Raw genomic sequence first — 23,932 nt, forward strand, 5'->3', positions numbered from 1 at the left:
CTTTTTTTAGCTTATTTACAAAAATAACGTGTATTTATATGGTAGGCTAAAAATCCTTAAAAAATAACGAACTATTTTAGGATTTTATGTCTAACACTTGTGTTGTAAGCTTTGAATCCTTATAACTTGTAAAAAGCGCCTAGTTCATAATAACGCTTAGCTAATTTATCAGCACTGAATAGGCTTATATCGGCGCATAACAAAAACAATTTTGACTCACGCTATTTAGGACAGTCTTTTTATTATGGCAGTTAACGCATTTTCACAATTAAAATCATACTTAGACACGCAAATTATCGGCCAACCTCAATTAACTCAAGCACTGTTAATCGCTATTTTGGCAGATGGCCATTTACTTGTTGAAGGTCCTCCTGGTCTTGCAAAGACACGTGCAGTGAATGCGTTAGCAAAAGGCGTAGAAGGTAGCTTCCAACGAGTACAATTTACTCCTGACTTACTCCCTGCGGATGTCACTGGCACCGACATTTACCGTCAGCAAACCAGTGAATTTGTATTTGAAAAAGGCCCGTTATTTCATAACCTAATTTTGGCTGACGAAATTAACCGTGCCCCTGCAAAAGTACAATCTGCTTTATTAGAGGCTATGGCTGAGCGCCAAGTAACGGTTGGTAAAAACACTTATCCACTGTCTGAGCTATTTATGGTTATGGCAACCCAAAATCCGCTAGAACAAGAAGGGACCTACCCCCTTCCTGAAGCACAGCTTGACCGCTTCTTATTGCATCTAAGTATTGATTACCCAGGGGCAGAACACGAGCTTGATATTCTTCGCCTGACCCGTGGTGAAGCAATATCTGATAAACAAGCTGAAACACAGCAAATTAGCCAAAGTGATCTTTTCGCAGCACGAAAGTCAATTTTGGGTTTGTACCTTGCTGAGCCACTTGAAAAATATTTAGTGCAGCTAATCATTGCGACCCGCGAAGCTTCAGAACTGGATGAGCAACTTGGTCGCTGGATTGAATACGGTGCCAGTCCGCGTGCAACCATTGCCCTTGACAAATGTGCTAGAGCTCATGCTTGGCTTGAAGGTCGTGACTTTGTTGCCCCTGACGATATTCAAGCGGTACTGCATAATGTATTACGCCATCGTATTATTTTAAGCTATGAAGCCCAAGCAGACGGCATCAGCAAGGATGATGTGATCACGCGTATTTTAGAACTGGTTGCAGTTCCATAAGTTATGTCAGGTCAATTAGATATAGCTACTTGGTTGCATGAAAGCCATAGCCAAGGTGTTAATTTATCACTCAAAGAGTTGATGTATTACAAAGCCAAAGCGCGCTTACTTGAACTAGCACCTAAAGTAAAAATCAAAAACAGCTTAGCTGGGCAATACCTTGCACCGCACAAAGGGCGAGGCATGGAGTTTGCTGAGGTACGCCATTACCAAACTGGTGATGACATTCGCTCAATCGATTGGCGAGTCACCGCTCGCACAGGCGAAACTCACACAAAACTGTTTCAAGAAGAGAAAGAGCGCCCCGTTTTTGTGTTCACCGACTTTTCAAACTCCATGTTGTTTGGCTCAAAGTTATTGTTAAAGTCAGTGCAAGCAGCACATATCAGCGCCTTGGTTGCATGGTCAGCTTGTCAGCGTGGTGACCGAATTGGTGGTTTGGTGTTTAACCAACACAGTCATCATGAACTAAAACCTACATCGCGGGAAAAAGCTGTATTAAAGCTTTGCCATAACTTATGTGACATTCATAGTCAGGCGTTAGCTAATGTTGATAAAAGCACGACCAGTTTATTTAGTGAGAACCTCAAGCGTCTTAACCATTTAGCTAAACCCGGTAGCTTAGTTTATATCGTTTCAGATTTTAGCGCACTAGACGAAGCTAGCTTTAAACAACTTGAAATACTAAGCCGTCACTGCGAGTTAATTGGTTGCCACGTTAGCGACCCATTCGAACATCAACTTCCTGCATTTAAGCAAACAGTGACTGTATCTGCTAATGGGCAAGATCTTGCTCTGCCGTTAATGGATAAGCAATTTCGGGAACGTTTTGCTAAGTCAGCGCAAGAGTCATTCGCTGTTAGGCTAAAACGCTTACAAAAATCTGGACTTAGTTTAATTTCATTCAGTGCAGCCACCCCGCTTGAGCTGCAATTAGTGAGAAAGTAATAATGCAAACAAATCCGCTCGATGGCTTACATGATGTCATTGCACCTTCAGAGGTCGCATGGTGGCCACTGGCTCCTATTTGGTGGCTAATTATTGTATTTTTAGTTGCACTACTAGTAGTTGGTTTAGTGCTGCTATATAAAAACCTGCAATTCAAGAAAGCCAAAAAGCAAGCGATTAAAATGAGTCAAAATGTGGCTAAAGATGATGCACAAGCGTTGCATATTATTCTTAAGCGCTTAACACGTCATTACTATAATAGTCAGCTTGCTTCGCAGCCTTTGGCACAATGGTCAGAGAGTTTATCTAAGCTTTGTGGTGACACTTTTAGCTACGATGAGCTCATGCCACTTTACCAACAGCAAAATAATAATGCAGAGCTTGCGGCTAAATTACGCAACGCCATTCACAATTTTAAACTCAAGGAGCCTATCAATGTTTGAGTTTAGTTGGCCTTGGTTCTTTGTGCTTTTACCTTTGCCTTGGTTAGTCAGTCGCTTCATGCCTTCAAAACAGCAAGGTCAGTTACGTCTACGTATTCCAAGCTTTGCTAAGCTTGGGCTTAACAACCAAGCCGTGCAACAACATAGTCGCAAAGTGTCATTGCTTGAATGGGCGGTATGGGTAGCATTGGTGATTGCGGTTGCAAACCCAACATGGCTTGATGAACCAATTACTTTACCCAATGAAGGCCGTGACATTATGCTGGCGGTGGACTTATCAGGCTCAATGACTGAGCAAGATATGGCTTATCAAGGTCAATATGTCGACAGACTAACCATGGTTAAAGCCGTATTAGGTGACTTTATTGAACAACGTCAAGGCGATCGCCTTGGTCTGATTTTATTTGGTGATACCGCATTTTTACAAACACCGCTTACGCGTGATGTTAAAACCGTAAGCCAAATGCTTGGTGAAGCACAAATTGGCCTTGTAGGCCGCGCAACAGCCATCGGTGATGCCTTAGGTTTATCTGTAAAGCGTTTTGCTAACAAAGATGAAAGCAATCGAATCGTCGTGCTTTTAACTGATGGACAAAACACTGCAGGTAACCTCAATCCTGAAGATGCACTACTGTTAGCTCGCGAGGAAGGCATAAAAGTATATACCATTGGTGTAGGCTCAGATAACCCACGTGGTTTTAGTCTATTTAATATGGGCGGTATGAGTGGTGGCAACCTTGATGAAAGCTTGCTAAAACGCATCGCTGAACAAACCGGTGGCTTATACTTTAGAGCAAAAGATGTGGCTGGTTTGCAGCAGATTTATCAAGAACTCGATAAGCTCGAACCTGTTAGTAGTGATGAGCAGACTTTTCGCCCTCAAATTTCATTGTTTTATATTCCGCTATTGGCAGCACTTGGTTTAATTGTTCTTGCTGTATTCATTAGCTTTACTCGCCAACTTAAGCAGGAGAAGTAATATGGATTTCGAATTTATTCGCCCTGCCCTACTTTGGTTATTAATACCTGCGGTCATTATTTTTAGTGTGTTATTGGTGCGTAATAAAAAGAACACACCGGCAGCGTTAATTGCCCCACATTTAGCGCAATTTGTTATGAGCGACAATCATAAAAAACAAAGTCAGCCACTTTGGTTAGTTGCTCTATTTACGATTCTCGCTATCGTGTTTAGTGCAGGACCAAGCTTTGAGAAGAAACAAGTCCCTGTGTTTCAAGCAAAAAACGCCCGCGTTATTGTTATGGATATGTCGTATTCTATGTTCAGTACAGATATTGCGCCAAGTCGTTTAGTACAAGCACGTTTTAAAGCCCTTGATATGATTGAGCTATTTAAAGAAGGTGATACAGCATTAGTCGCCTATGCAGGTTCGGCCTTTACCATTTCACCATTAACAAACGATGCCAGCACATTAGCGAATCTCATTCCAAGCCTCAGCCCTGAAATCATGCCTAGTAAAGGCTCTAATGTAATCGAAGGACTTGAAAAAGCGAACGAGTTGCTCAGTCAGGCGGGTTACTTAGAAGGTGATATCATTCTAGTCACCGACGGTATTGATAGCCTAGATCAAGAAGATATTAGTCGTTTTACGGATCAGTCACATTATCGCTTAAATGTTTACGGGGTTGGCACTGAACAGGGTGCACCTATTAAGTTACCTGAAGGTGGCTTTTTGAAAGATATGCAGGGGCAGATTGTGATTCCAACGCTGAATATCAGTCGTTTAAGCGCGCTTGCACGTAATAGTGGTGGCAAATTTGCACTTTATCAGACCAACAATCAAGATATTCAAACCTTTGCACCCAGTGCAAATGCTGAAATACTTAAAGATGAAAAACAAAGTCAAACACTCTGGCGTGTAGATGCGGGTATTTATGGACTCCTGATCTTAATGCCACTGGCACTCTTTTTAATTCGTCGTAGCAGCCTAGTGCTTGGCTTTATGTTCGTTATGCTATTGCCGCAGCAACAGGTGTATGCCGCTGAGCTACCAGCAGTGTTCAAGAACCAAGATCAACGCGCACTCGATGCTTATCAGCAAAAGCAATTTGAACAAGCCGCCCAAGCTGAGAACTCTCAACTAAAAGGTGCTGCACTTTACCAACAAGGTAACTACCAAGCTGCAATGGATGCGTTTAGTGAAGATAAATCTGCTACGGGCTTATATAACTACGGCAATGCCCTTGCAAAAGCGGGTGAGCTTGAACAAGCTATAAATGCTTACAAGCAAGCACAACAGCTTAGAGATAACTTCACTGAAGCAAAAGAAAACCAAGCTCTGGTTGAAAAGTTGTTGAATCAGCAAGAGCAACAGCAACAAGAAGATCAGCAGCAAAATAACGATCAACAAAACGAAGATAGTCAACAAGACAACCAGCAAAAGCAACAAGGCGATAATTCAGAGCAAGGCGAAAACTCTGAACAAACTGAGCAACAAGATGACCAACAGCCATCAGAGCAAGGTGAGCAGTCAGATCAAAAGGGTGAACAGAGCGAGTCTAATAAAGATCAGCAAAATCAACCAGAAATGGAGTCTGAATCAGAGCAATCATCACAATCTGATGAACAAAAGCCTGAGCAATCTAATGAGCAAAAAGAGGCTCAACCTGAGCCTATGCAAAGTGATGAACAAGCCAAGCAGCAAGCTGAGCAGCAAGCGATGCAAGCACAAGCAGCCGAACTAACCAATGAAGAAAAAGAGAAAGCACAACAACTGAATCAGCTGTTGCGCAAAGTCCCCGATGATCCTGCAATCTTATTAAGAAATAAAATGCAGCTAGAAGCACAAAAACGAACCTATCAACGTCGTCCACGAGGAGCCGAAAAATCATGGTAATGCGATTATTATGTTGTTTATTGTTAATCGCGGCAGCGCCGCTATGGGCCGCCAGCCAACTGCAGGCAAGTGTTGATAAAAACCCAGTACTTGCTGGCGAGTTTTTTATTTTAACGATCTCCGTAGATGATAGTGTCAAAAGCGAGCAGCCTGATACCTCTGTACTATTAAAAGACTTTGTTGTAGGCCCCACCAGCGTAAGCTCTCGAACCAATATCGTAAATGGTGAGATCAGTAAACAAACTAATTGGTCTGTAAAACTAATGACGCGTAAAGAAGGTACTTACACTATCCCCGCCTTTACAGTTGCAGGCGTAAGTTCAAAACCAATTGAGTTAGAAGTGTCTAAGCGCAGTCAAAACGCTGAGCAAAATAAAGATGCATTTATAAAAACGAGTGTAAAATCAGATAGCTTGTATGTCCAAGAGGCCGGTGTATATACCGTTAAACTTTACTTAGATAACAATAAAGAGCTACTTGATGGAAACCTAAGTACTCCTCAAATGGATGATGCTCAACTCAATGCTATTGGTAAACAGTCAGAAAGCTATGAATTAATCGATGGTAAGCGTTATCTCGTTATTACCCGAGAATATTTACTACAACCACAAAAAAGTGGTCAACACACAATTACTGCGCCAGTATTTAATGGCCGTATTAGGCAGAACTATCGTCAGATGGAAATATCGGCAATGGGTGAAGACCTTGAGCTTGACATTAAACCTATTCCAGAAAATTACCAAGGTGCATGGTTACCAAGTGAACTAGTAAACTTAGATGAGCAGTGGCAACCAAAAGACGATACTGTTGAAGTGGGCACACCAATCACACGTACAATCACTTTAACCGCGCTCGGTGTAACCAAAGAGCAATTGCCAGATATTGAGATGCCGCAAGTACAAGGTTTTAGAAGCTATCCTGATGAAAAAGAGACAAATCATTTAGTTAGAGATGGACGTGTTATCTCTCAACAAACAGCCTCGTATGCGCTGCTACCCCAGACACCAGGTACGTTTACATTACCAGAAGTCAAGCTGCCATGGTTTAATACAAAAATTAATCGAATAAGTTACGCAACGATCCCTGCACGTACTATCACAGTGATACCTAGCACTAATGCACTTACACCTAATACCAATAATGCAACAGCAAACACCAGCCAAGAGCTAACAGGTGAAATTCCCGCTGTTCGTACTATTACTGAAGTAACTCAGCCTATTTGGCTTATAATTGTTGCGGCAGGCGGATACCTTTTATGGATTGCAACACTCGTGTTCTTCTTAAGAAAACGACCTGTTAGCGACTATTCCAATAAAAATGAAGTTAACAGTGAAGTGTCTTCGGTTTCTTTATCTGAACTAAAGAAATATGCAAAGACGAAAGACTATTCAGCATTTTATTTAGCCCTTTCACGTTACGCCAAACATGAAACAGGGCAAACACATAACGCGATTGATACGCTCATGGGCACAAGATCAAGCTCTAAACTAAACGAAGAAATTGCTAAATTGCGTGCAAAACTCTATAGTTCAAGTGATGAGCAGCCTGATTTAGCAATCATCATTAATGGTTTAGCCCAAACAAAAAGCGCTCAATCATTTGATAAAGATCAGGGGCTAAAAAAACTTTACGATTAATAATAACTAAACAATACACATCATGCGGCTAGCAGCGATTAGCCGCATTGAAAAAAATAATAAATCCAGAAAGTTTTTTCCTTAAGGGCGGGTCTAGATAACTATGACGGAAAAACAAAAGCGATATGAAGAGCTCGTTCATATCTACCACAGTGAGCTTTATCGCTTTGCATATTGGTTATGCCGTGATCAAACTATTGCTGAAGATTTAGTGCAGGAAACCTTCCTGAGGGCTTGGCGTGCCTTGGATTCACTCCAAGATCAACAGGCTGCTAAACCTTGGCTACTAACGATATTACGTCGCGAAAATGCGCGACGTTTTGAAAGAAAGCAATTTGATTACGCTGACGTTGAAAACGATACCTTAGTGGATGATAAAAGCACATCCCTTGATGCTGAAATGGAACAAACAGTGATTCAACGACAAATTGGAAAGTTAGCAGACGAATATCGAGAGCCTCTGCTTTTGCAAGTAGTAATGGGCTGTTCTGGTGATGAAATCGCTAAGATTCTCGATTTAAACAAAAATACCGTTATGACACGATTATTTCGTGCCAGAAACCAGCTTAAAGAGGCTTTAAGCAGTGATGATGACCAACTTAGAGGAGCATCAAAATAATGGATGAACTCGAGTTTCGCCGCCGCATCCTCGCCGAGCCAAGCACTATTGATAAGGAACTTGAAGCGTTTGCCGAGCAGGACGATGATAAACAAGCATTTATTGACGATGTTCGTGCATTTGACGACGAACTAAACGCTGCTTTAAATGTACCTGTGCCAGACGATTTAGCTGCGCGCATTATTGAACAGACCTATGCATCTGAAGAGCATGTTGAACAGCAACAAAATGATAATGTTGTTGAAGCTAAATCACGCTTTGCATTTAATCGCTTTTATTTAGCGGCTGCAGCATCATTCTTAGTTGCTATAAGCGTGTTTTTTGTTACTACTAAACAGCATTCATTATATAGTGTTGGAGAGCATGCTTTAGCACACTTATACTATGAAATTGGATCTTTAGATAAACATAAAGCAATTGACTTAGAGTACGTTAATGAAAAATTTGCCACCATTGGCGGCCACTTAGATGAGCTTCCAGGCAAAGTCACGTACTTGATGTTTTGTGATTTTAAAGGTCAAAAAGGATTGCACTTGGTATTTGAGTCTGACTTTGGCCCAATGACCGTATTTATTGTACCTTCAGAGGAGCAGCCTTTTGGCTCTGGTTCTGATGACTTTAGCGATGAGCGTTTTGCAGGCCACATAAGTCGTGGAGAAAAAGCCGATACAATTTTAATCGCTAGCATAGGTGCACCATTAGAGCGTTACAATAATATGGTGACCAGTGCTATACGCTGGCTTCATTAGGTGAGTTAAAATAGCAGATACAAAAAAACCGCATCATATCAAAATGATGCGGTTTTTTTATCACTATACAGCTGGTTACTTACAAACGTCTGCTACTGCATTTGCAAAGTAGTCAATGTTTGCATCGCTGATACCAGCAACGTTTACACGACTAGAGCCAACAATGTAGATAGAGTAGTCTTTTTGTAAGCGCTCGATTTGCTCTTTATTAATACCTAGGAATGAGAACATACCATTTTGACGGTCAATAAATGAGAAGTCTTGCTCAATGCCTCTCGCTGCTAAGCTTTCTTTGATTAGAGTACGTAAGCCATTAATACGACTACGCATTTCATCAAGCTCGTCATGCCACATTTGCGTAAGCTCAGCGCTACCTAAAATAGTGCTAACTATATCAGCACCGTGTGCTGGCGGCATTGAATAGATACTACGTACAACACTTAACAATACAGAGTTAGAGATATCTGCAGTTGCGGCGTCTTTAGCAATGATTGAACATGCGCCGATACGCTCACGGTATAAACCAAAGTTTTTCGAACAAGAAGAACAAATGATCAGCTCATCAACCGCTGCTGCTAATTTACGAAGACCCGCTGCGTCTTCTTCTAAGCTTGAACCAAAACCTTGGTATGCAATATCAACCAGTGGTGTAAAACCAACTTCAACTGCAAGATCTGCCACTGTGCTCCATTGCTCAGCATTTAAATCCATACCACTCGGGTTATGACAACATGCGTGGAACAACACAACATCACCTTTAGGCACTTGCTTAAGCGTGCTTAGCATGTCATCAAATAAAAGATCTTTATTTTCGTAATCGTAGTAAGGGTATTCTTTTACTGTTAAACCAGCCGCTTCAAATAAGCTGATGTGGTTTGCCCACGTTGGTGTTGTAACCCATACAGTTGCATCTTTGTTGCAACGCTTAATAAATTCGGCTGCAACACGAAGTGCACCTGTACCACCTGGTGCTTGTGCTGTGCGAACACGGTTTGCTAATAACGCAGGATGCTCACCCAGTAATAAGTTTTCCATTTTTTGGCAGTAATCTAAGTTACCCGCCAAGCCAATGTACGATTTACTGGTTTCGTTTTCTAAACGAAACGCTTCCGCTTTTTTAACCGCTTTAAGAACTGGCGTATTGCCTTGCTCATCCTTATAAACACCTACACCCAAATCAATTTTCTTTGGGTTTGTATCTTGTTTAAAGGCCGCCATTAGGCCAAGAATAGGATCTGTTGGTAATGGTTTTAATTCTGAGAACATTGACTATCTCTTTTATATAGGGGGTTAGCGTTGCCACTAGCTTAACATAAAAACCGAGCCTGATTACTAGTAAAATTAGACCAATAGTTGAGGAATTTTAATACAACAAGCTGCAAGTAAAGCAAGGGTTTGCTGATCAAAGAAATCATTACTAAATGCTTCTGCATCAATAATGCCTAAACAGGTATTTTCACTAGATAAAATTGGTAAACACGTTTCGGCTTTTACTTTAGGATCGCACGTATAATATTCACCACCTTGCGCTAAATAATCTGCAACATTATTAATCACACGACCTTTTTTAGATAAAGCAACTTGAACATTGTTACTGCCTTTTGCAAAATCTTCAGTGAGCGGAAACAATGGGCGACTTGGTGCGCCGTGGTAAACGAGTTTTAATAGCTGAGCACCTTCGTCAGTGTCGGTTGATTGATAAATACCAAACCAATCCACTTGCGTTTGTTGGACAACATAATCGATGATTTGCTGAAGCCTTGCTAACTTTTCAGTATTTGTAGCATCATCAGCAATATAGTCGTTTAATTTAAACGGTTCATCTTGCAAGTAACCAAACAAACTACACGCCCCACCCTCCCCAAGCTCAGGAATTTGGTACTGCCAACGTACTTCAGGTAACTGTGACTGTGCAAGATATTGCTCTAGGTTTGATAATTGCTCTGCCACTAAAGTCTCTGATAAATCAAGCTGAGCGACAGATAAGTATGTAGAAATCATTTAGCCATCCAAACATCTATAATGCTAGAGAGCATAACATGGGCTTTCAATCAGAGCCAGCACTGTTTATGGATAATTGGTAACAAATTTCAACTTGGTTTCCAGACGCATTAAAAGCTACATTTGACGCTACTTCACTCAGTAAAGACAACCCACGGCCATGCTCTCGTTGCAGGTTATGCTGGCCGTCACTTTTATTCGCAAAACCATTGCCAGAGTCGCAAATAGTGAAATAAAGAGCCAGGGTATCTGGGCAATAACGAATATCAATAATAATAAGTGCATCAGTCAGTTTTTCTAATGCCTGCTCACGTTCTTGGTAATAAATTAAAAAGCCGTCATCTTGATTTTTTATCTCAGAATCGAGCCCTAATACGCCGTGATCAAGCGCATTATTGTAAGCCTCGGAGAGGATTAAAAAGATATTCGCACGGTGCGCATTCAAACCCGCTACTTTAGATATTACATCGACCACTTCTAGAACGGGATCTGTACTTTTTATTTGTTTTGAATTTAAACTCAGTGAAAAATTAAAGGGTAAAGGTGAAAAAGGCTCAACCTCTTGCTCAGGCTCTGGCGCCGGTAAACAGTTTAATAGCACTAAACTTAAATCATCTTGCTGTTCATGACCTTGGGAAAACTGGTTTACAATTTCTATTAGCTCCTGAGTATTAATATTTTCTTTTGAACTTAATGCTTCAATGAACTGATGCTCACCAAAAAACTCATCATGTAAGTTAACGGTCTCTATTATGCCATCGGTTGCCATTACAAGCCGCATTGTTTCGTTGACTTCTATATGGATGAGACCCCGCTCAAATTCATCTTCTTCTAAAATTCCTAATGCCATGTGTTGGGACTCTAATGTGCGTAATATTTGACCTTGCTGATCAATTACATAGGTATCAGGTAGCCCGCCTAACCATGCTGACAAGCTTTTTCCTGAATTACTTAACTCAATAATAGTAGCCGCACAAAACATGTGACCAGGTAATAAGTTACTCAATACGGCATTTATTTCCGCTGCAATGTCGCTAACCGACATGCCTTTGTTAACCATGGTATAAAACACCCGAGAAACAGGTAACGCCCCCACAGCAGCCGCTAGGCCATGCCCCGTAAAATCACCCAACATACAATACAGACTACCAATAGGGCTTTGCGCAACAAGGAACATGTCGCCATTAAACATAGCCGCTGGAGATAAATGAAAATCTAAATGCTGCGTAAATGTATATTGATTTTCTAACGCGTTATTGAAGATATGCTCGACTATCTCATGCTCACGTTCAACTTGATTCTGATGATATTCTAACTGTAGGTTTTGCTCTCGTGCTTTTTGACTTAAATTTCTTATACGGCAGTGGGCTTTAATTTTAGCGTTAAGAATAACCTCTTGAAATGGCTTATGGAGAAAGTCGTCTCCACCTACAGCAAGGCACCTCTCAAAGCTTTCTTCATTTTCAAGCGAGGTGATAAAAATAATGGGTAGGTAAACTTGGCTAAAACGCTCTTTAATAATAGCTGCGGTTTCAAAACCATCCATAACAGGCATAACAACGTCTAGGAGCACAATATCAATAGTGTGCTTTTCGAGTATTTGCAGCGCAACAAGGCCGTTCTCAGCAGTATGAACTTGATAACCTTGATGCTCCAACATAACGGTTAAGAGTCGACGATTTAAAGCAAGATCATCTACCACTAGAATATTAAGCATCAATCAATATCAAACTTTTTATCAAAACGAGAGATTTGCAGGATTTTCTTTAGCTGTGGTTGGCAATTACTAATTTGGATATTATCCACTTTACCGGTAAGGTTTTTCTTCATATTAAGAAGCATACCAAGTGCCGAGCTATCCATATAATCTGTTTCTCTCAGATCAATAACCACTTTATTGATATTATCATTTAGGTCAGCGTAAGCCTGACGAAAAGATTGAACCAGATTAAAATCAAATTTTCCTTTGATTTGTACGGTTAAGATAGCGCCATCAGCAGAGGTGCTGCGCGTCAAACTCATAATAAACTCCTATTAATCAAATCTCTCCGAAGACTAATCTAAATATAACTGCTTAGGAGAAATAAGCCAAAAATTAAAACACTTAGAGGGAAATTTGTTATGATTTACAGCATACAAGCTTCATTTAAAGTGAGATCTAAAATGAGTGATAATAATCTAGTATATTCAACCGCTACAGGCCGTATTGAACAGCCTAAAGAGGAAAAATCAATCCAAGGTAAAATCTTTAAAGATGGTTTTTTACGAATTGAACGTCAAACAAAAGGCCGTAAAGGCAAAGGTGTCATGTTAGTGGTTGGCATTGATAGCCAAGAGCATGACCTGAAAAAGCTTGCTAAGACAATTAAAAGTAAGATGGGCCAAGGCGGTGCTGTGAAAGATGGCATTATTGAGGTGCAAGGCGATGATAGAGAAAAGCTCAAAGCGATTCTTGAAGGCCTTAAGTTCAAGGTGAAAATTGCAGGGGGCTAAAAATGCCCCTTTTTATTTTATCTGAATAGGCTTTAACGAGATTAGTCAGGCTCAAATCAAATCTAGCATCGCAAATGTGCCATTAAGAGCATTAAAGCATTCCCGAGTAAATTAGTAAGATTTTAAAGAGAAAGCATTACAGTGCCCAACTTTTTAAAACGCCTTGCTAGGTATTCTTAAATCTTTTTAACTGTTTAACACCTAAGAATGTACCAATTGGGAAAAACAGTAACCATAAGAAGGCCAAATATTTGCAACACTTTCTAAATGACTTAGATGTATTAGCTTTATCTAAAAGCCAAATACTAAGCAATAAGCCAATTAGAGCTGGGACAACTTGAATCAGAGAAATAACGACACCTGATGAAATGTGACTAGCTATTAATTTGGGATCGTTTGTAGGTAGCTCTACATAAGCTAAATAGTAACTAGATAAAAGGTTAAAAATCGATAAAAACAAAAAACACTGTAAAATAACGCTTATGAATTTTAAAAGATTAATCAAACTCAAATTTTCCTTGAATATCTAGCAATTTAACAGTGCGTAACTTACCCATTTTCCTGAATATCAGATAAAGTTACTAAAAACTGAGTATAACAAAATCGCTTTACCTGATAAGTTTTAACACTGCCCTTCACAGATAGCCGCCAGCCAGATGAAGTCCTAACTAAATTTACCAAAAGAGCAGATAAAATATAAGCTACTATATTTTATCTGTTTGTTCTAAACGCTCAAACAACGCAGGTAAATCAGCCTCGCTAACTGGTGGGCTGTAGTAGTAACCTTGTACAATATAACAGTTATTGTTTTGTAAAAACTCAATCTGTTCAATCGTCTCAACACCCTCTGCTACCACATTGAGTTTAAGCTTTTGTGCCATTGCAATAATCGCTGCTGTAATTTCCATATCATTTGAGTCATCAGGAATATCTTTTACAAACGAGCGATCCACTTTCAAAATATCAACAGGGAAGCGTTTCAAATAGCTGAGTGAGGAGTAGCCTGTCCCAAAATCATCAATAGAGATTGATACACCCAATGCCTTTAACTGATGTAATTGTAATATGGCGGCTTCAACATGCCCCATTAACATGCTCTCAGTTAACTCTAAATGTAAGCGTTTGGGTTCAACACCTGTTTGTTTGATGATTTTATCTAAGGTAAGTACTAGGTTAGCGTCTTTAAATTGGCGCGCCGAGAGATTTATTGAAATGTTATTCTTTAAATTTTTTCTTTCTAGCCGTGCAGCAAATTCACACGCTTCTTGTAATACCCACGCCCCTAGTTCAACAATAAGCCCTGTTGCTTCAGCAATCGGAATAAACTTTGTTGGAGGGATCATTCCCTCAGTTGGGTGGAACCATCTAATCAACGCTTCGTAACCAACAACATGTTGATTTCGACTATCGACTTGTGGCTGATAATAAATAACAAATTGCTTGTCGCGAATGCCTGTGCGTAGCTCATTTTCGATGAATAAACGTTCATTGGCAGCGGCATTTAGCTCTTGGCTATAAAAGTGATAGGTGTTTCTGCCTTTGGCTTTTGCTTCATACATTGCAAGGTCTGCATGCTTTAACAGCTGATCTTCCTCTTGGCTGTCAAAAGGCGCCATCGTGATGCCTATACTACCACTAATGATCACTTCATTATTGCCGAGTTTAATTGGCTCATTCAGTGTCTTTTGAATCGTATTAGCCACTTCCATAGCATGAGTTTGGTGTTCTATACCACTTAATAGGACCGCGAATTCATCACCACCAAGGCGAGCAATGGTATCTTCGGTGCGCAAACGTTTTTTCAAACGGTTTGCTACTTCTACTAATAATTGATCGCCCGCATCATGGCCAAGTGTATCGTTAATACGTTTAAATTCATCTAAGTCAAAATAGAATAAGGCAAACGCATAATGACCACGCTCTGCAAGTGCCATCGACTTGCGTAACTGCATTCTAAAAAATGTACGATTAGCAAGGCCGGTGAGCGTATCAAAATATGCCAGCTGCTCCATTTTTCGCTGACTCTCTTTTACAAACGATATATCTTGTGCTGAGGCAACATAGCTGGTGATTTCTCCGGCATCTTCACGAATAGGCGAAATACTTAGCGACACCCACACTGACTGACGTTCATTTCCTTGCAGTAATGTGTCACCACGCCAATAATTACGACTTCGAAGATCAACATCAATATCATCGACTAAAATGGCCATTTCCTGCGAAATAATACTTAAAAGTGATGACCCCATAAAATGACGTTCTTCAAATCCAGTCATTTCAACCATCTTGGGGTTAACATATTCAATCTCAAAGTTTTGATTGGTAATAACCACACCGGTTCCAGAAAATGCCACCGCTTTTGACAGTCTATTTGCAGCTTTCTCTGCTATCTCTTTTTCACTTATGCGCTGGTTTAATCCATCAATCAGCTTTCTAATTTCAATAGCCATGTCTCTAAAAGAGCCATTTAGCGTGCCAATTTCGTCTTTATTAGCCTTTGGAAACTCAGTTTGTAGCTGACCTTTGCCAAAACTTACGACCGCATTTACTAATGAATGGATACGGCGAAGTACCAGTTGATACAATGCTTGATGCAACAATAACGCAACTAAAATAGCGTATAGAATAAACAAACCAAAGAACTTCACTTTTAACTCTTCTAACGCAGATAATGCGGAAGAACGTTTTTTGTAAATTCCGATATACCAGTTTAAATGCTCAACTTTACGAATATTAATAATGTGTGTTTCGTCATTTTGAACAAATGAATTAGCTGACTCAGGTAATTTTAGGCGAATTGTTTCTGCGATGAGTTTTTGTAAGTCAGGGTTAACAAAATCCTCAGTTCGTAACACTTTACCTTCTCGACCATATTCTTCTAGCATTGATTTTTCTAGATCAGGGTGGGCGAGTAACTGCCCTTTTGCATCGAATACTAATAGGTGTTGCTCACGATCTCCTATCGGCAGTTGAGCCAATAAGGTTTCAAGCGCAATATCACTGCCTGTAACACCAAAAAATTCATTATCTCGATAAACGGGAACAAGTACACTCACCACCCATTTATGCCAAATAGTGTCGTAATACACTTTTGACCACACCGCTTCTCTACTCGGGTTGAGCACATTCTGAGCGTAATTAAAAGTTTCACCTTTTGTGAAATCAAAATCGCTAGGCACATTAAGTGCCCAGTTAGGTGGTGCAATACGAATAAAGTTATCTTTTGTAACTAAATAAAAGTTAAAAAAATCTTGAATAAGCGTGGGTGAAACAATTTTCCATAACGACTCTGAGTCATTGATCAATTGCTTGTAGAATTCTGAATAGTTTTCTTCTGGGATAAAGGCAGCGGATAAGCCATCTTCTGAGGTGCTGCGAACACTACCATCAACAGCATAGTTAATATCAGCACTGTGTTTACTGAGTATATGAGACTCACTATTTAACAGCTGGCTGCTAACGACATTATTTGCTTGCTCTGCAATGTTGATTTTTGTTTTTATTAAACGGTCGAATTGACGACTTAAGCGTTCACTCGAATGCTTTAAAAGCTCATGTTCTTCAAAAACAAGCTGTTTTTCTTCTGACTTAAGCATCAAAGCGGCTGCACATATACCTGCAATCAAACAAATTGCAGAAATCAGCAGCGATAACTTCATACTTAACGAATTCACACCAAAACGAGATGGCGGGCGTCGATACACCACTAGGCTACCTTATTAATAATTGTTATTATTTGTTCTCCAAAGGCAAATATACCAGATTCATTTTTAGATTTATAAATTTTTTATGAAGATTAATGAATTTTCCTTACTTAGCCGATGATTTGCAAATTACGTACAATATGCGGTTGACTTTATAAACCACACTTCTTACATTAACTGAATGAAACAAATTAACGCTCGCACTTACTTTTCTTTTTTTAGCTTCTATAGATAGAGGAGGCTTAACTGTTTGCGAGATAATTTCACCGAATAGCTAAAGCCTCCCACTTGGGAGGCTTTTTTGTTTGTGCACTGTTTTGGAATGAGGAAACCAATATGAGCATTGATACATTGAATGCATTAAGACATGATATAAATGAAATAGATTCTGACTTACTTGTCTTACTAGCAAAACGACGCCGTATTAGCCACAGCGTGGTTGAATATAAAATTGCCAACAATAAACCAATCCGCGATGAAGCACGTGAACAAGCGTTGCTTGAAAAGCTAATTGGTTACGGAAAGTCGCTTGGTTTAGATGCCTATTACATTAACAATGTATTTCAAACCATTCTTGAGGACTCTGTACTTAACCAACAAGCGATGCTACAAAAAAGCCTCAACCCCGATGCAATGAGCGAAACACACCGCGTCGCTTACTTGGGCGGTCAAGGTTCATATAGTCAATTGGCTTGCCATAAATACTTTAGCCGACGTCCAGGAAAGGTAATAGAAATTGGCTGTTCAAGCTTTGAACAAATTACAGGGAACGTTGAAAATGGACAAGCTGACTTCGGCTTACTCCCCATTGAAAATACTAGCTCTGGTAGTATTAATGAGGTATTTGATCTCTTACAACATGCGCAAGTATCTATTGTGGGTGAAGTGACCCACAGTGTTGAGCATTGTTTGCTTGCCCTGCCAGACACAGAACTGTCTCACATAAATAAAATCTATGCTCACCCACAACCTTTCGCCCAATGTAGCCGCTTTGTACAAGGGCTCGGTGATATTCAACATGAAACATGTGATTCAACTTTCCATGCACTGCAATCAGCATTAGATACGCCCAACAGCGCAGCAATCGGCTCAGCTCAAGCAGGGAAAAATGTTGGTCTAGAGGTTGTAAAAACAGGGCTGGCTAATCAAAGTGAAAACCATAGCCGTTTTATCGTTGTTGCCCGTAAACCACTACAGGTTTCTAAACAAATACCAACAAAAACAAGCTTGATCATGGCAACCAAGCAACAAGCTGGTTCATTAGCTGATGCGTTAATGGTATTTAAGCATCATCAAATAAACCTTGTAAAACTTGAATCTCGTCCTGTACCCGGTAACCCGTGGGAAGAGGTTTTTTATGTAGACTTAGAGGCTAACCTAGATGATTTACATGTCAAGCAAGCACTCGAAGAGCTGAAAGAGCACACCCAGTATATTCGTATTCTAGGCTGCTACCAAAGCGAGTCTTTACAAGCTGTCAGCGTTTAACGTAAAAACTAATCGTAACACCAAAAGGAGCTAGCAAGCTCCTTTTTTGTTACGAATATTCACCGCAGACACTTGCACCTAAGGCACTCCCTAAGCATAATCTTGAAAACACTTCAAAATTGGATTTTTCATGAATTGGTTAGCTGAATTAGCAAGCAAAAGAACACCTTGGGTTTTACTCGCTTTAACCGCATTTGTGTTTGAAATAACAGCACTGTTCTTTCAATATAATATGGGACTTGAGCCCTGCATAATGTGTATTTACCAACGTTTTGCTATGCTTGGCCTTCTTGGCGCAGGCATTGTCGGCGCAATCAACCCACAAAGTACCCTATGTAGACTTATCGCATTTGTTACTTGGGGAATATCTTCAATTTGGGGCTACTTTATTGCCAAAGAACACATCGCGATGCAAAACAATACAGACCCGTTTGCATTTAGCTGTGCATTTGAACCAAACTTTCCAAGCTTCATGCCTCTACACGAATGGATCCCAAGCTTCTTTGCTGCAACAGGTGATTGTGGAAACATAGATTGGCAATTTGCGTCAATGAGTATGCCTGCGTGGATGGAAGTTATTTTTGCAGCCTATTCGCTTGTTTTTATCGCTGTTGTAGCGAGTCGTTTAGTAATTAAAAAGTCGTTGTAATGTTGTATTTTTTTTCTAGTCAAATTCCTGCTTTAAAAGAGTTTAAAGTAAGACAACGTCAGCAAATTATTGCTCTTGCACTTGCGCATTTAAGTCCTATACAGAAGATCATTTTATCGGTATGTAAACTTGTTTTTTTAGCGCCCCTGTTTTTAGGTTTAGCTTATTTTCAGGGCTGGTCGCTTGTGCCTTGGCTGCTACTAGCTGGTCTGAGCTATCCACTCATAACAACACCGATAGAAAACATGTTTGCGCTCCCTCATTTACAAGTAGCAATTAAAGAGTTTAAACAGGGCGAATAACCGCCCTGCTTACTTATTTAAAGAATAATTTTTCCTTCTAACTGCGAGAACACCTTTTCACCGATCCCTTTTACATCTTTGAGTTGTTCTAATGATTTAAAAGGCCCCTGCTGAGTTCGGTGTTCTATAATCGCTTTGGCTTTTGACTCACCCACGCCAGGAAGCAAAGTGAGTTGCTCAACACTGGCTTTATTTATATTCACCTTTTGCTGTTTAACTTGCTCAGCTCCTTTATCTTCAGCTGCGCTAATAGGTAAAGTGGGCAATAAAGTTAAGCCTATTGATAGAAAGAGACTTGATAATAGTTTCATATTTTCCTCCGTGATATCCATTATGGATAGTTAAGTTAATTGTCACCTAACGCTTATTGCATCCCTACCGTTTCTATAATGGTGACATCATTAAATAAACCTAAAACCAACCGCAATGTCAAATAATCACCACAAAAAATAGACTTATCAAACTTGCAAATTCCGCCACAAACGATTACTGTATATAAAAACAGTAATCAAAGTGGCGTTGCTACGCTACAAATGCCACGCTTAAATGCAGGAGAAATCATGGCTGTTGTTGTTAAATATGTTGTAGAAAGAAACGGAGTCGAGCGAATGACGTTTACTACTAAAAAAGAAGCTGACGCATATGACAAAATGCTCGACATTGCTGAATCACTAGAAATGATGCTTGAGAAAGTTGACGTACCACTTAGTGAGCAACAAATTGAATCTCTTGCACTTGAGATGGCAAAAGAAAAAGACCAATTTATGGCTGTTTTGAAAGGTGCTAAAGAGGCCCCTGTAAAACCTAAAAAAGCAAAATCAGCCACCGACAATGTGGCAGATATAAAAGAAAAAGCAGCCGGTTAAAAATAAAAATCCAATAAAAAGGGCAACTCTATGTTGCCCTTTTTGTATTTAATCAAAAGTGTTTAATTAAAAATTACAATGATGCCTCAACGTCATCAAATAATTTAGTAATTTCTTCTTTAGGTTCTGCTGTACTTAAACTCACAGCGACTATCGCAATACTTGATAGAATAAACCCAGGCACTATCTCATAGATAATTGCACTTAATTTTTGCCCATCAATCGTAACGGGTGCATAAATCCAAAATAGAACTGTCGCAGCACCCACAACCATACCCGCTATAGCTCCCTGAAGGTTCATACGTTTCCAGTAAAGGCTGAATAAAACAAGTGGCCCAAATGCAGCACCAAAACCTGCCCATGCATTACTGACTAGGTCAAGAATTGAACTGTCGCGGTCATAAGCTAAGTAGATAGCAAACAACGCAACCAAAATAACACTAATACGACCAACTAAAACAAGCTCTTTTTGAGACGCACTGCGGTTAAGATATATTTTATAGAAATCTTCTGTCAGTGAGCTTGAACACACCAATAGCTGCGACGAAATAGTACTCATAATCGCCGCAAGAATAGCAGCAAGTAAGAAGCCAGCAATCAGTGGGTGGAAAATAAGCTCAGACAGCACTAAGAAAATCGTTTCTTTGTCATCAATTGGCATTTGGTTTTCCAGCATATAAGCGGCACCAAATAGACCAGTTAGCACAGCACCAATTGCCGATAATGTCATCCACGACATACCCACACGGCGCATAGTAGGCATATCTTTCACTGAGCGAACAGACATAAAGCGTACAATGATATGTGGCTGACCAAAATAACCGAGTCCCCACGCCATTGCCGAGATGATGGCAATTGTTGAGCCACCTGCAAACCAGTCCATCATATTAAGTGCATGAATTTCTGATTCTTTCGGTGAGCTTAATAATAAGTCATAGCGAGCATTTGCTAACGTATCCATAAACGGCTGGTCAAGCATAGTATAGGTCGCTATCGGTACTGCAAGCAGCGACACGAACATGATACAACCTTGCACGAAGTCAGTTAAACTAACTGCTAAAAAACCACCGAATAATGTATAAAGAACAACCACACCCGTTGTGATATACAAGCCCATCTCGTAACTCATATTGAATGAATTTTCGAACAGCTTGCCACCCGCAACAACTCCTGATGAGGTGTATAAAGTGAAGAATACGATAATAACAATAGCTGAAATTACGCGCAGAACATTTTTATTATCATCGAAGCGATTTGCAAAATAGTCTGGAATGGTGATTGAATCATTCGCTTTCTCTGTATACACGCGCAAACGTGGTGCGACGAGAAAATAGTTTGCCCAAGCACCAAGTACCAAACCTATTGCGATCCATACCTTACTTAAACCAAACAAGTACATTGCACCTGGCAGACCCATCAGTAACCAACCACTCATATCTGATGCACCTGCTGATAGCGCAGCGACACTTGGTGATAGATTACGACCACCTAGCATGTATCCCGATACATCATCTGTTGATTGTTTGTAAGCATAAAGCCCAATCCCCAACATTACGATGAAGTACAATGCTAACGAAATTATCATTCCTGTTTCCAAATTAGCCTCCAATTATTGATTAATGTTGGCTTTTAATCCGAATAATGACTCGCAAGCCATTTAATTTTAAGACATTATTGGGGTAAAAACCGATATCACTCACGACTATATCATGCTTCTACCCTCCAACTCCAATCTAGCCGATGGGTAACGGCTTTGACGCAATAAACACTTTGCTAACAATTTTTCTATTATTTAGACGCAAGTAATAGAATTCTATTACGATTTATCCTAGTCTTAGGATCTAAAATGAAATAATAAAACAACTTTCCCCGTTTCAGCTCTTTTAACTAATGCTATTTCAAACGCAATGCAATATATTGCGGGGAAAAATGATTTAACTGATGTGGATTTGCTTCAAATATGTACTTTTACGCTGCGCGCCAACCAATTCTAGATAAAGAAAAGAAACTTGTAGGCTATGAGCTTCTCTTTAGAGATGGTGTAGATAACGTGTTTCCTGAGATTGATGGTGATGAAGCGACTTCTCGGCTCATAGAAGGCAGCCAATTTAACTTTGGCCTTGATGATTTAACCGACAATAAACCTGCCTATATCAACTTTACGCTAGAAACGTTACAAAAAGGCTACCCACTACTGCTTGGTAAAGACCAGATTGTTGTAGAAATTCTCGAAACAATCCAACCTGGAAAACGCCTTTTAGCCGTAGTCAAAGACTTAAAAGAAAAAGGCTATACCCTTGCGCTTGATGATTATATTCATCAACCTGTTTGGCGTCATTTTTACCCTTTTATTGATATTATTAAAATCGACTTTTTAACCTGTACAAAGGAATCTATACAAGAAGTCATAGAAGCAATCAAACCTTTCCCTCAGATCCAACTTTTAGCGGAAAAGGTTGAAACATATGAGAAATATCAACTTGCTGTTGATATGGGCTTTAGCTACTTTCAAGGCTTTTTCTTTTCAAAGCCAGAGATGGTACAAAGTAAAACTCTTCCCCCCTCAGAAATGGCACTTGCAGAGCTTCTGTATGAAACCTCAAGCGTTGATGTAAACCTGAAAAAAATCACTGAAGTTTTCGAGCGAGACGTTAACCTATCATACAAGCTACTACGCTACTCAAACTCTGCGGCATTTAAGCGCCGTGCAGAAATTAGCACCATCAAGCAAGCCCTTATTGTATTAGGCAACGAAGAGATAAAACGATTCTTATCGCTGTTATTTGCTGCACAAGTTGCCGCAGATAAACCTGCTGAGCTAATTCGACTATCATTAACGCGAGCTCGCTTTACCGAATTACTTGCCATTAGTCACGGTCAGCTACGTGATACTGGCATGGCATTTTTAACGGGCATGATGTCATTAATGGATGCTATCTTAGATGAAGATATGCCGAGCGTGATGAAAAAGCTCCCATTAAGTAATGACATAAAAGCCGCATTGCTCGATGAAGAAGGGCAACTTGCCGTTTACTTACGCCTTGTAAAGCAATATGAGCAGGCAAACTGGCAGGGCGCTAAAGATATTCAACACGAGCTGGGTCTAGCCCCTGAAGAGGTGCCCGATGCTTATCATGACGCTGTTAACTGGGCCAATGAACAAATGTCAGTGTTTGGTGATTAGAAAAACATGTAGCGAATAAAAAATGCCAGCAAACGCTGGCATTTTTTATTCTGAGGGAGTGTTAAAGATTTTCTAAGAAGTCCTCATCAAAATCATCAGGCTCTTCTTCAATTGGCGGATTACCATCATATAGCTCATAAAGTTGACGCTGAAAATAAATATCTTTCATAAAGATATAGGGATCTAGCGACTCATTTAATAAACTTTCTTGAGGTATTAATGATGCCCTCGCCTCTACAGCCTTTAATGCAAAAACAAGTATTGTTTGTGGGGTGGTGAGTGCAATCTCAGGTAAAACAATATTATCGACCACATCACCGGTTAGGTTTCTTGCTGTAGTTGGTCCCATACCGGGCAACATAAGATAAGCACCGTCACCGACTCCCCATACACCTAAGGTCTGCCCAAAATCCTCATCAACTATTTCTAAGCCAAGCGATGATGCGACATCAAAAAAACCAAATAAGCCTACCGTCGAGTTTACTAAAAAACGCGCTAGGCTGATACTCATGTTACCCGGCTTGCCTTGTAAGCCAGCATTCACCATATCCGTCGGCGCGGTTATATTATCTGTAAAATTCACGATGCTGCGCCTAACTGGCACGGGGGTCACAGTGACATAACCAACAGCCGCAGGACGAAGGATATAAGCATCTAATACGTCCATATTAAAGTCATACATGGGGCGGTTAAATGACTGCAAAGGGTCACGGTCATCCAGTTTTTCATCAGGTACTTGTGCGCATCCTGCGAGCACCGCAAAAAAAATAAAAAATAAACTGTGCTTAAACAT

22 protein-coding genes are annotated in these 23,932 nt (G+C 40.1%); 14 read left to right on the forward strand and 8 right to left on the reverse strand.

Annotation, left to right across the window (positions count from 1 at the left end):
• The first annotated feature begins 244 nt into the window (after positions 1-244).
• From L3Q70_RS11490 to L3Q70_RS11525, 8 genes are all read left to right on the forward strand, one after another.
• Entirely contained in the window at positions 245-1,201 is a 957-nt protein-coding gene (locus L3Q70_RS11490; RefSeq protein WP_062569779.1) for a MoxR family ATPase, read from the forward strand.
• 3 nt (positions 1,202-1,204) lie between these two features.
• On the forward strand, positions 1,205-2,149 hold the full coding sequence (locus L3Q70_RS11495) for a DUF58 domain-containing protein (RefSeq protein WP_062569778.1): 945 nt from the start codon (positions 1,205-1,207) through the stop codon (positions 2,147-2,149).
• A gap of 2 nt (positions 2,150-2,151) precedes the next feature.
• Positions 2,152-2,592 carry a DUF4381 domain-containing protein gene (locus L3Q70_RS11500; RefSeq protein WP_237114297.1) on the forward strand — a complete coding sequence of 147 codons (441 nt, stop codon included), beginning with the start codon at positions 2,152-2,154 and terminating at the stop codon, positions 2,590-2,592.
• Entirely contained in the window at positions 2,585-3,571 is a 987-nt protein-coding gene (locus L3Q70_RS11505) for a VWA domain-containing protein (protein WP_193987605.1), read from the forward strand. Before L3Q70_RS11500 ends, L3Q70_RS11505 begins: the two co-directional genes overlap by 8 nt.
• 1 nt (position 3,572) lies before the next feature.
• Entirely contained in the window at positions 3,573-5,447 is a 1,875-nt protein-coding gene (locus L3Q70_RS11510) for a VWA domain-containing protein (RefSeq protein WP_237114298.1), read from the forward strand.
• Positions 5,441-7,084, forward strand: coding sequence for a BatD family protein (locus L3Q70_RS11515; protein ID WP_237114299.1), 1,644 nt, complete (start codon positions 5,441-5,443; stop codon positions 7,082-7,084). The genes L3Q70_RS11510 and L3Q70_RS11515 overlap by 7 nt, the downstream gene beginning before the upstream one ends.
• 103 nt (positions 7,085-7,187) lie before the next feature.
• Complete coding sequence (locus L3Q70_RS11520; RefSeq protein ID WP_062569773.1) at positions 7,188-7,703, forward strand: sigma-70 family RNA polymerase sigma factor; 516 nt, start codon at positions 7,188-7,190, stop codon at positions 7,701-7,703.
• Positions 7,703-8,452: a DUF3379 family protein gene (locus tag L3Q70_RS11525; RefSeq protein WP_062569772.1), complete on the forward strand. Its 750-nt coding sequence runs from the start codon at positions 7,703-7,705 to the stop codon at positions 8,450-8,452. The genes L3Q70_RS11520 and L3Q70_RS11525 overlap by 1 nt, the downstream gene beginning before the upstream one ends.
• A gap of 75 nt (positions 8,453-8,527) precedes the next feature.
• Here L3Q70_RS11525 and L3Q70_RS11530 read toward each other — a convergent pair whose 3' ends face one another.
• The 4 genes from L3Q70_RS11530 to L3Q70_RS11545 form a co-directional block, all read right to left on the reverse strand.
• Positions 8,528-9,718 (reverse strand): amino acid aminotransferase, encoded by a 1,191-nt coding sequence (locus L3Q70_RS11530; RefSeq protein ID WP_062569771.1) that lies wholly within the window; start codon positions 9,716-9,718, stop codon positions 8,528-8,530.
• Between the two features lie 75 nt (positions 9,719-9,793).
• Positions 9,794-10,453, reverse strand: coding sequence for a GAF domain-containing protein (locus tag L3Q70_RS11535; RefSeq protein WP_062569770.1), 660 nt, complete (start codon positions 10,451-10,453; stop codon positions 9,794-9,796).
• 46 nt (positions 10,454-10,499) lie between these two features.
• Complete coding sequence (locus tag L3Q70_RS11540) at positions 10,500-12,170, reverse strand: fused response regulator/phosphatase (protein ID WP_062569769.1); 1,671 nt, start codon at positions 12,168-12,170, stop codon at positions 10,500-10,502.
• The gene (locus tag L3Q70_RS11545; RefSeq protein WP_062569768.1) at positions 12,170-12,475 is read right to left on the reverse strand and encodes an STAS domain-containing protein; all 306 of its coding nucleotides are present in this window, start codon (positions 12,473-12,475) and stop codon (positions 12,170-12,172) included. Before L3Q70_RS11545 ends, L3Q70_RS11540 begins: the two co-directional genes overlap by 1 nt.
• 141 nt (positions 12,476-12,616) lie before the next feature.
• Here L3Q70_RS11545 and L3Q70_RS11550 point away from each other — a divergent pair, with 141 nt between their 5' ends.
• Entirely contained in the window at positions 12,617-12,946 is a 330-nt protein-coding gene (locus tag L3Q70_RS11550; RefSeq protein WP_130150501.1) for a stress response translation initiation inhibitor YciH, read from the forward strand.
• Positions 12,947-13,650: 704 nt separating this feature from the next.
• Here L3Q70_RS11550 and L3Q70_RS11555 read toward each other — a convergent pair.
• Positions 13,651-16,653: an EAL domain-containing protein gene (locus tag L3Q70_RS11555; protein ID WP_237114300.1), complete on the reverse strand. Its 3,003-nt coding sequence runs from the start codon at positions 16,651-16,653 to the stop codon at positions 13,651-13,653.
• 333 nt (positions 16,654-16,986) lie between these two features.
• Here L3Q70_RS11555 and L3Q70_RS11560 point away from each other — a divergent pair, with 333 nt between their 5' ends.
• From L3Q70_RS11560 to L3Q70_RS11570, 3 genes are all read left to right on the forward strand, one after another.
• The gene (locus L3Q70_RS11560) at positions 16,987-18,138 is read left to right on the forward strand and encodes a chorismate mutase (RefSeq protein ID WP_062569766.1); all 1,152 of its coding nucleotides are present in this window, start codon (positions 16,987-16,989) and stop codon (positions 18,136-18,138) included.
• A 130-nt stretch (positions 18,139-18,268) separates the two neighbouring features.
• A complete protein-coding gene (dsbB, locus tag L3Q70_RS11565; protein WP_062569765.1) occupies positions 18,269-18,787 on the forward strand; it encodes a disulfide bond formation protein DsbB in 519 nt (172 codons plus the stop codon).
• Positions 18,787-19,089, forward strand: coding sequence for a DUF6170 family protein (locus L3Q70_RS11570; protein WP_062569764.1), 303 nt, complete (start codon positions 18,787-18,789; stop codon positions 19,087-19,089). The genes dsbB and L3Q70_RS11570 overlap by 1 nt, the downstream gene beginning before the upstream one ends.
• A gap of 17 nt (positions 19,090-19,106) precedes the next feature.
• Here the strand turns inward: L3Q70_RS11570 and L3Q70_RS11575 are convergent, their stop codons facing one another.
• Positions 19,107-19,400: a helix-hairpin-helix domain-containing protein gene (locus tag L3Q70_RS11575; protein WP_193987611.1), complete on the reverse strand. Its 294-nt coding sequence runs from the start codon at positions 19,398-19,400 to the stop codon at positions 19,107-19,109.
• 249 nt (positions 19,401-19,649) lie between these two features.
• On the opposite strand from L3Q70_RS11575, the gene L3Q70_RS11580 reads away from it, so the two are divergent.
• Entirely contained in the window at positions 19,650-19,955 is a 306-nt protein-coding gene (locus tag L3Q70_RS11580; protein WP_062570036.1) for a YebG family protein, read from the forward strand.
• A gap of 73 nt (positions 19,956-20,028) precedes the next feature.
• Here the strand turns inward: L3Q70_RS11580 and putP are convergent, their stop codons facing one another.
• A complete protein-coding gene (gene putP, locus L3Q70_RS11585; RefSeq protein WP_062569762.1) occupies positions 20,029-21,540 on the reverse strand; it encodes a sodium/proline symporter PutP in 1,512 nt (503 codons plus the stop codon).
• Positions 21,541-21,915: 375 nt separating this feature from the next.
• On the opposite strand from putP, the gene L3Q70_RS11590 reads away from it, so the two are divergent.
• The gene (locus L3Q70_RS11590) at positions 21,916-23,139 is read left to right on the forward strand and encodes an HDOD domain-containing protein (protein WP_062569761.1); all 1,224 of its coding nucleotides are present in this window, start codon (positions 21,916-21,918) and stop codon (positions 23,137-23,139) included.
• Positions 23,140-23,200: 61 nt separating this feature from the next.
• On the opposite strand, the gene L3Q70_RS11595 is transcribed toward L3Q70_RS11590, so the two are convergent.
• Positions 23,201-23,932, reverse strand: a complete 732-nt coding sequence (locus tag L3Q70_RS11595; RefSeq protein WP_062569760.1) for a VacJ family lipoprotein — start codon at positions 23,930-23,932, stop codon at positions 23,201-23,203.

Origin of the sequence: Pseudoalteromonas sp. CF6-2 (assembly GCF_021729425.1) — a bacterium.
In the GTDB taxonomy this organism is placed as follows: domain Bacteria; phylum Pseudomonadota; class Gammaproteobacteria; order Enterobacterales; family Alteromonadaceae; genus Pseudoalteromonas; species Pseudoalteromonas arabiensis.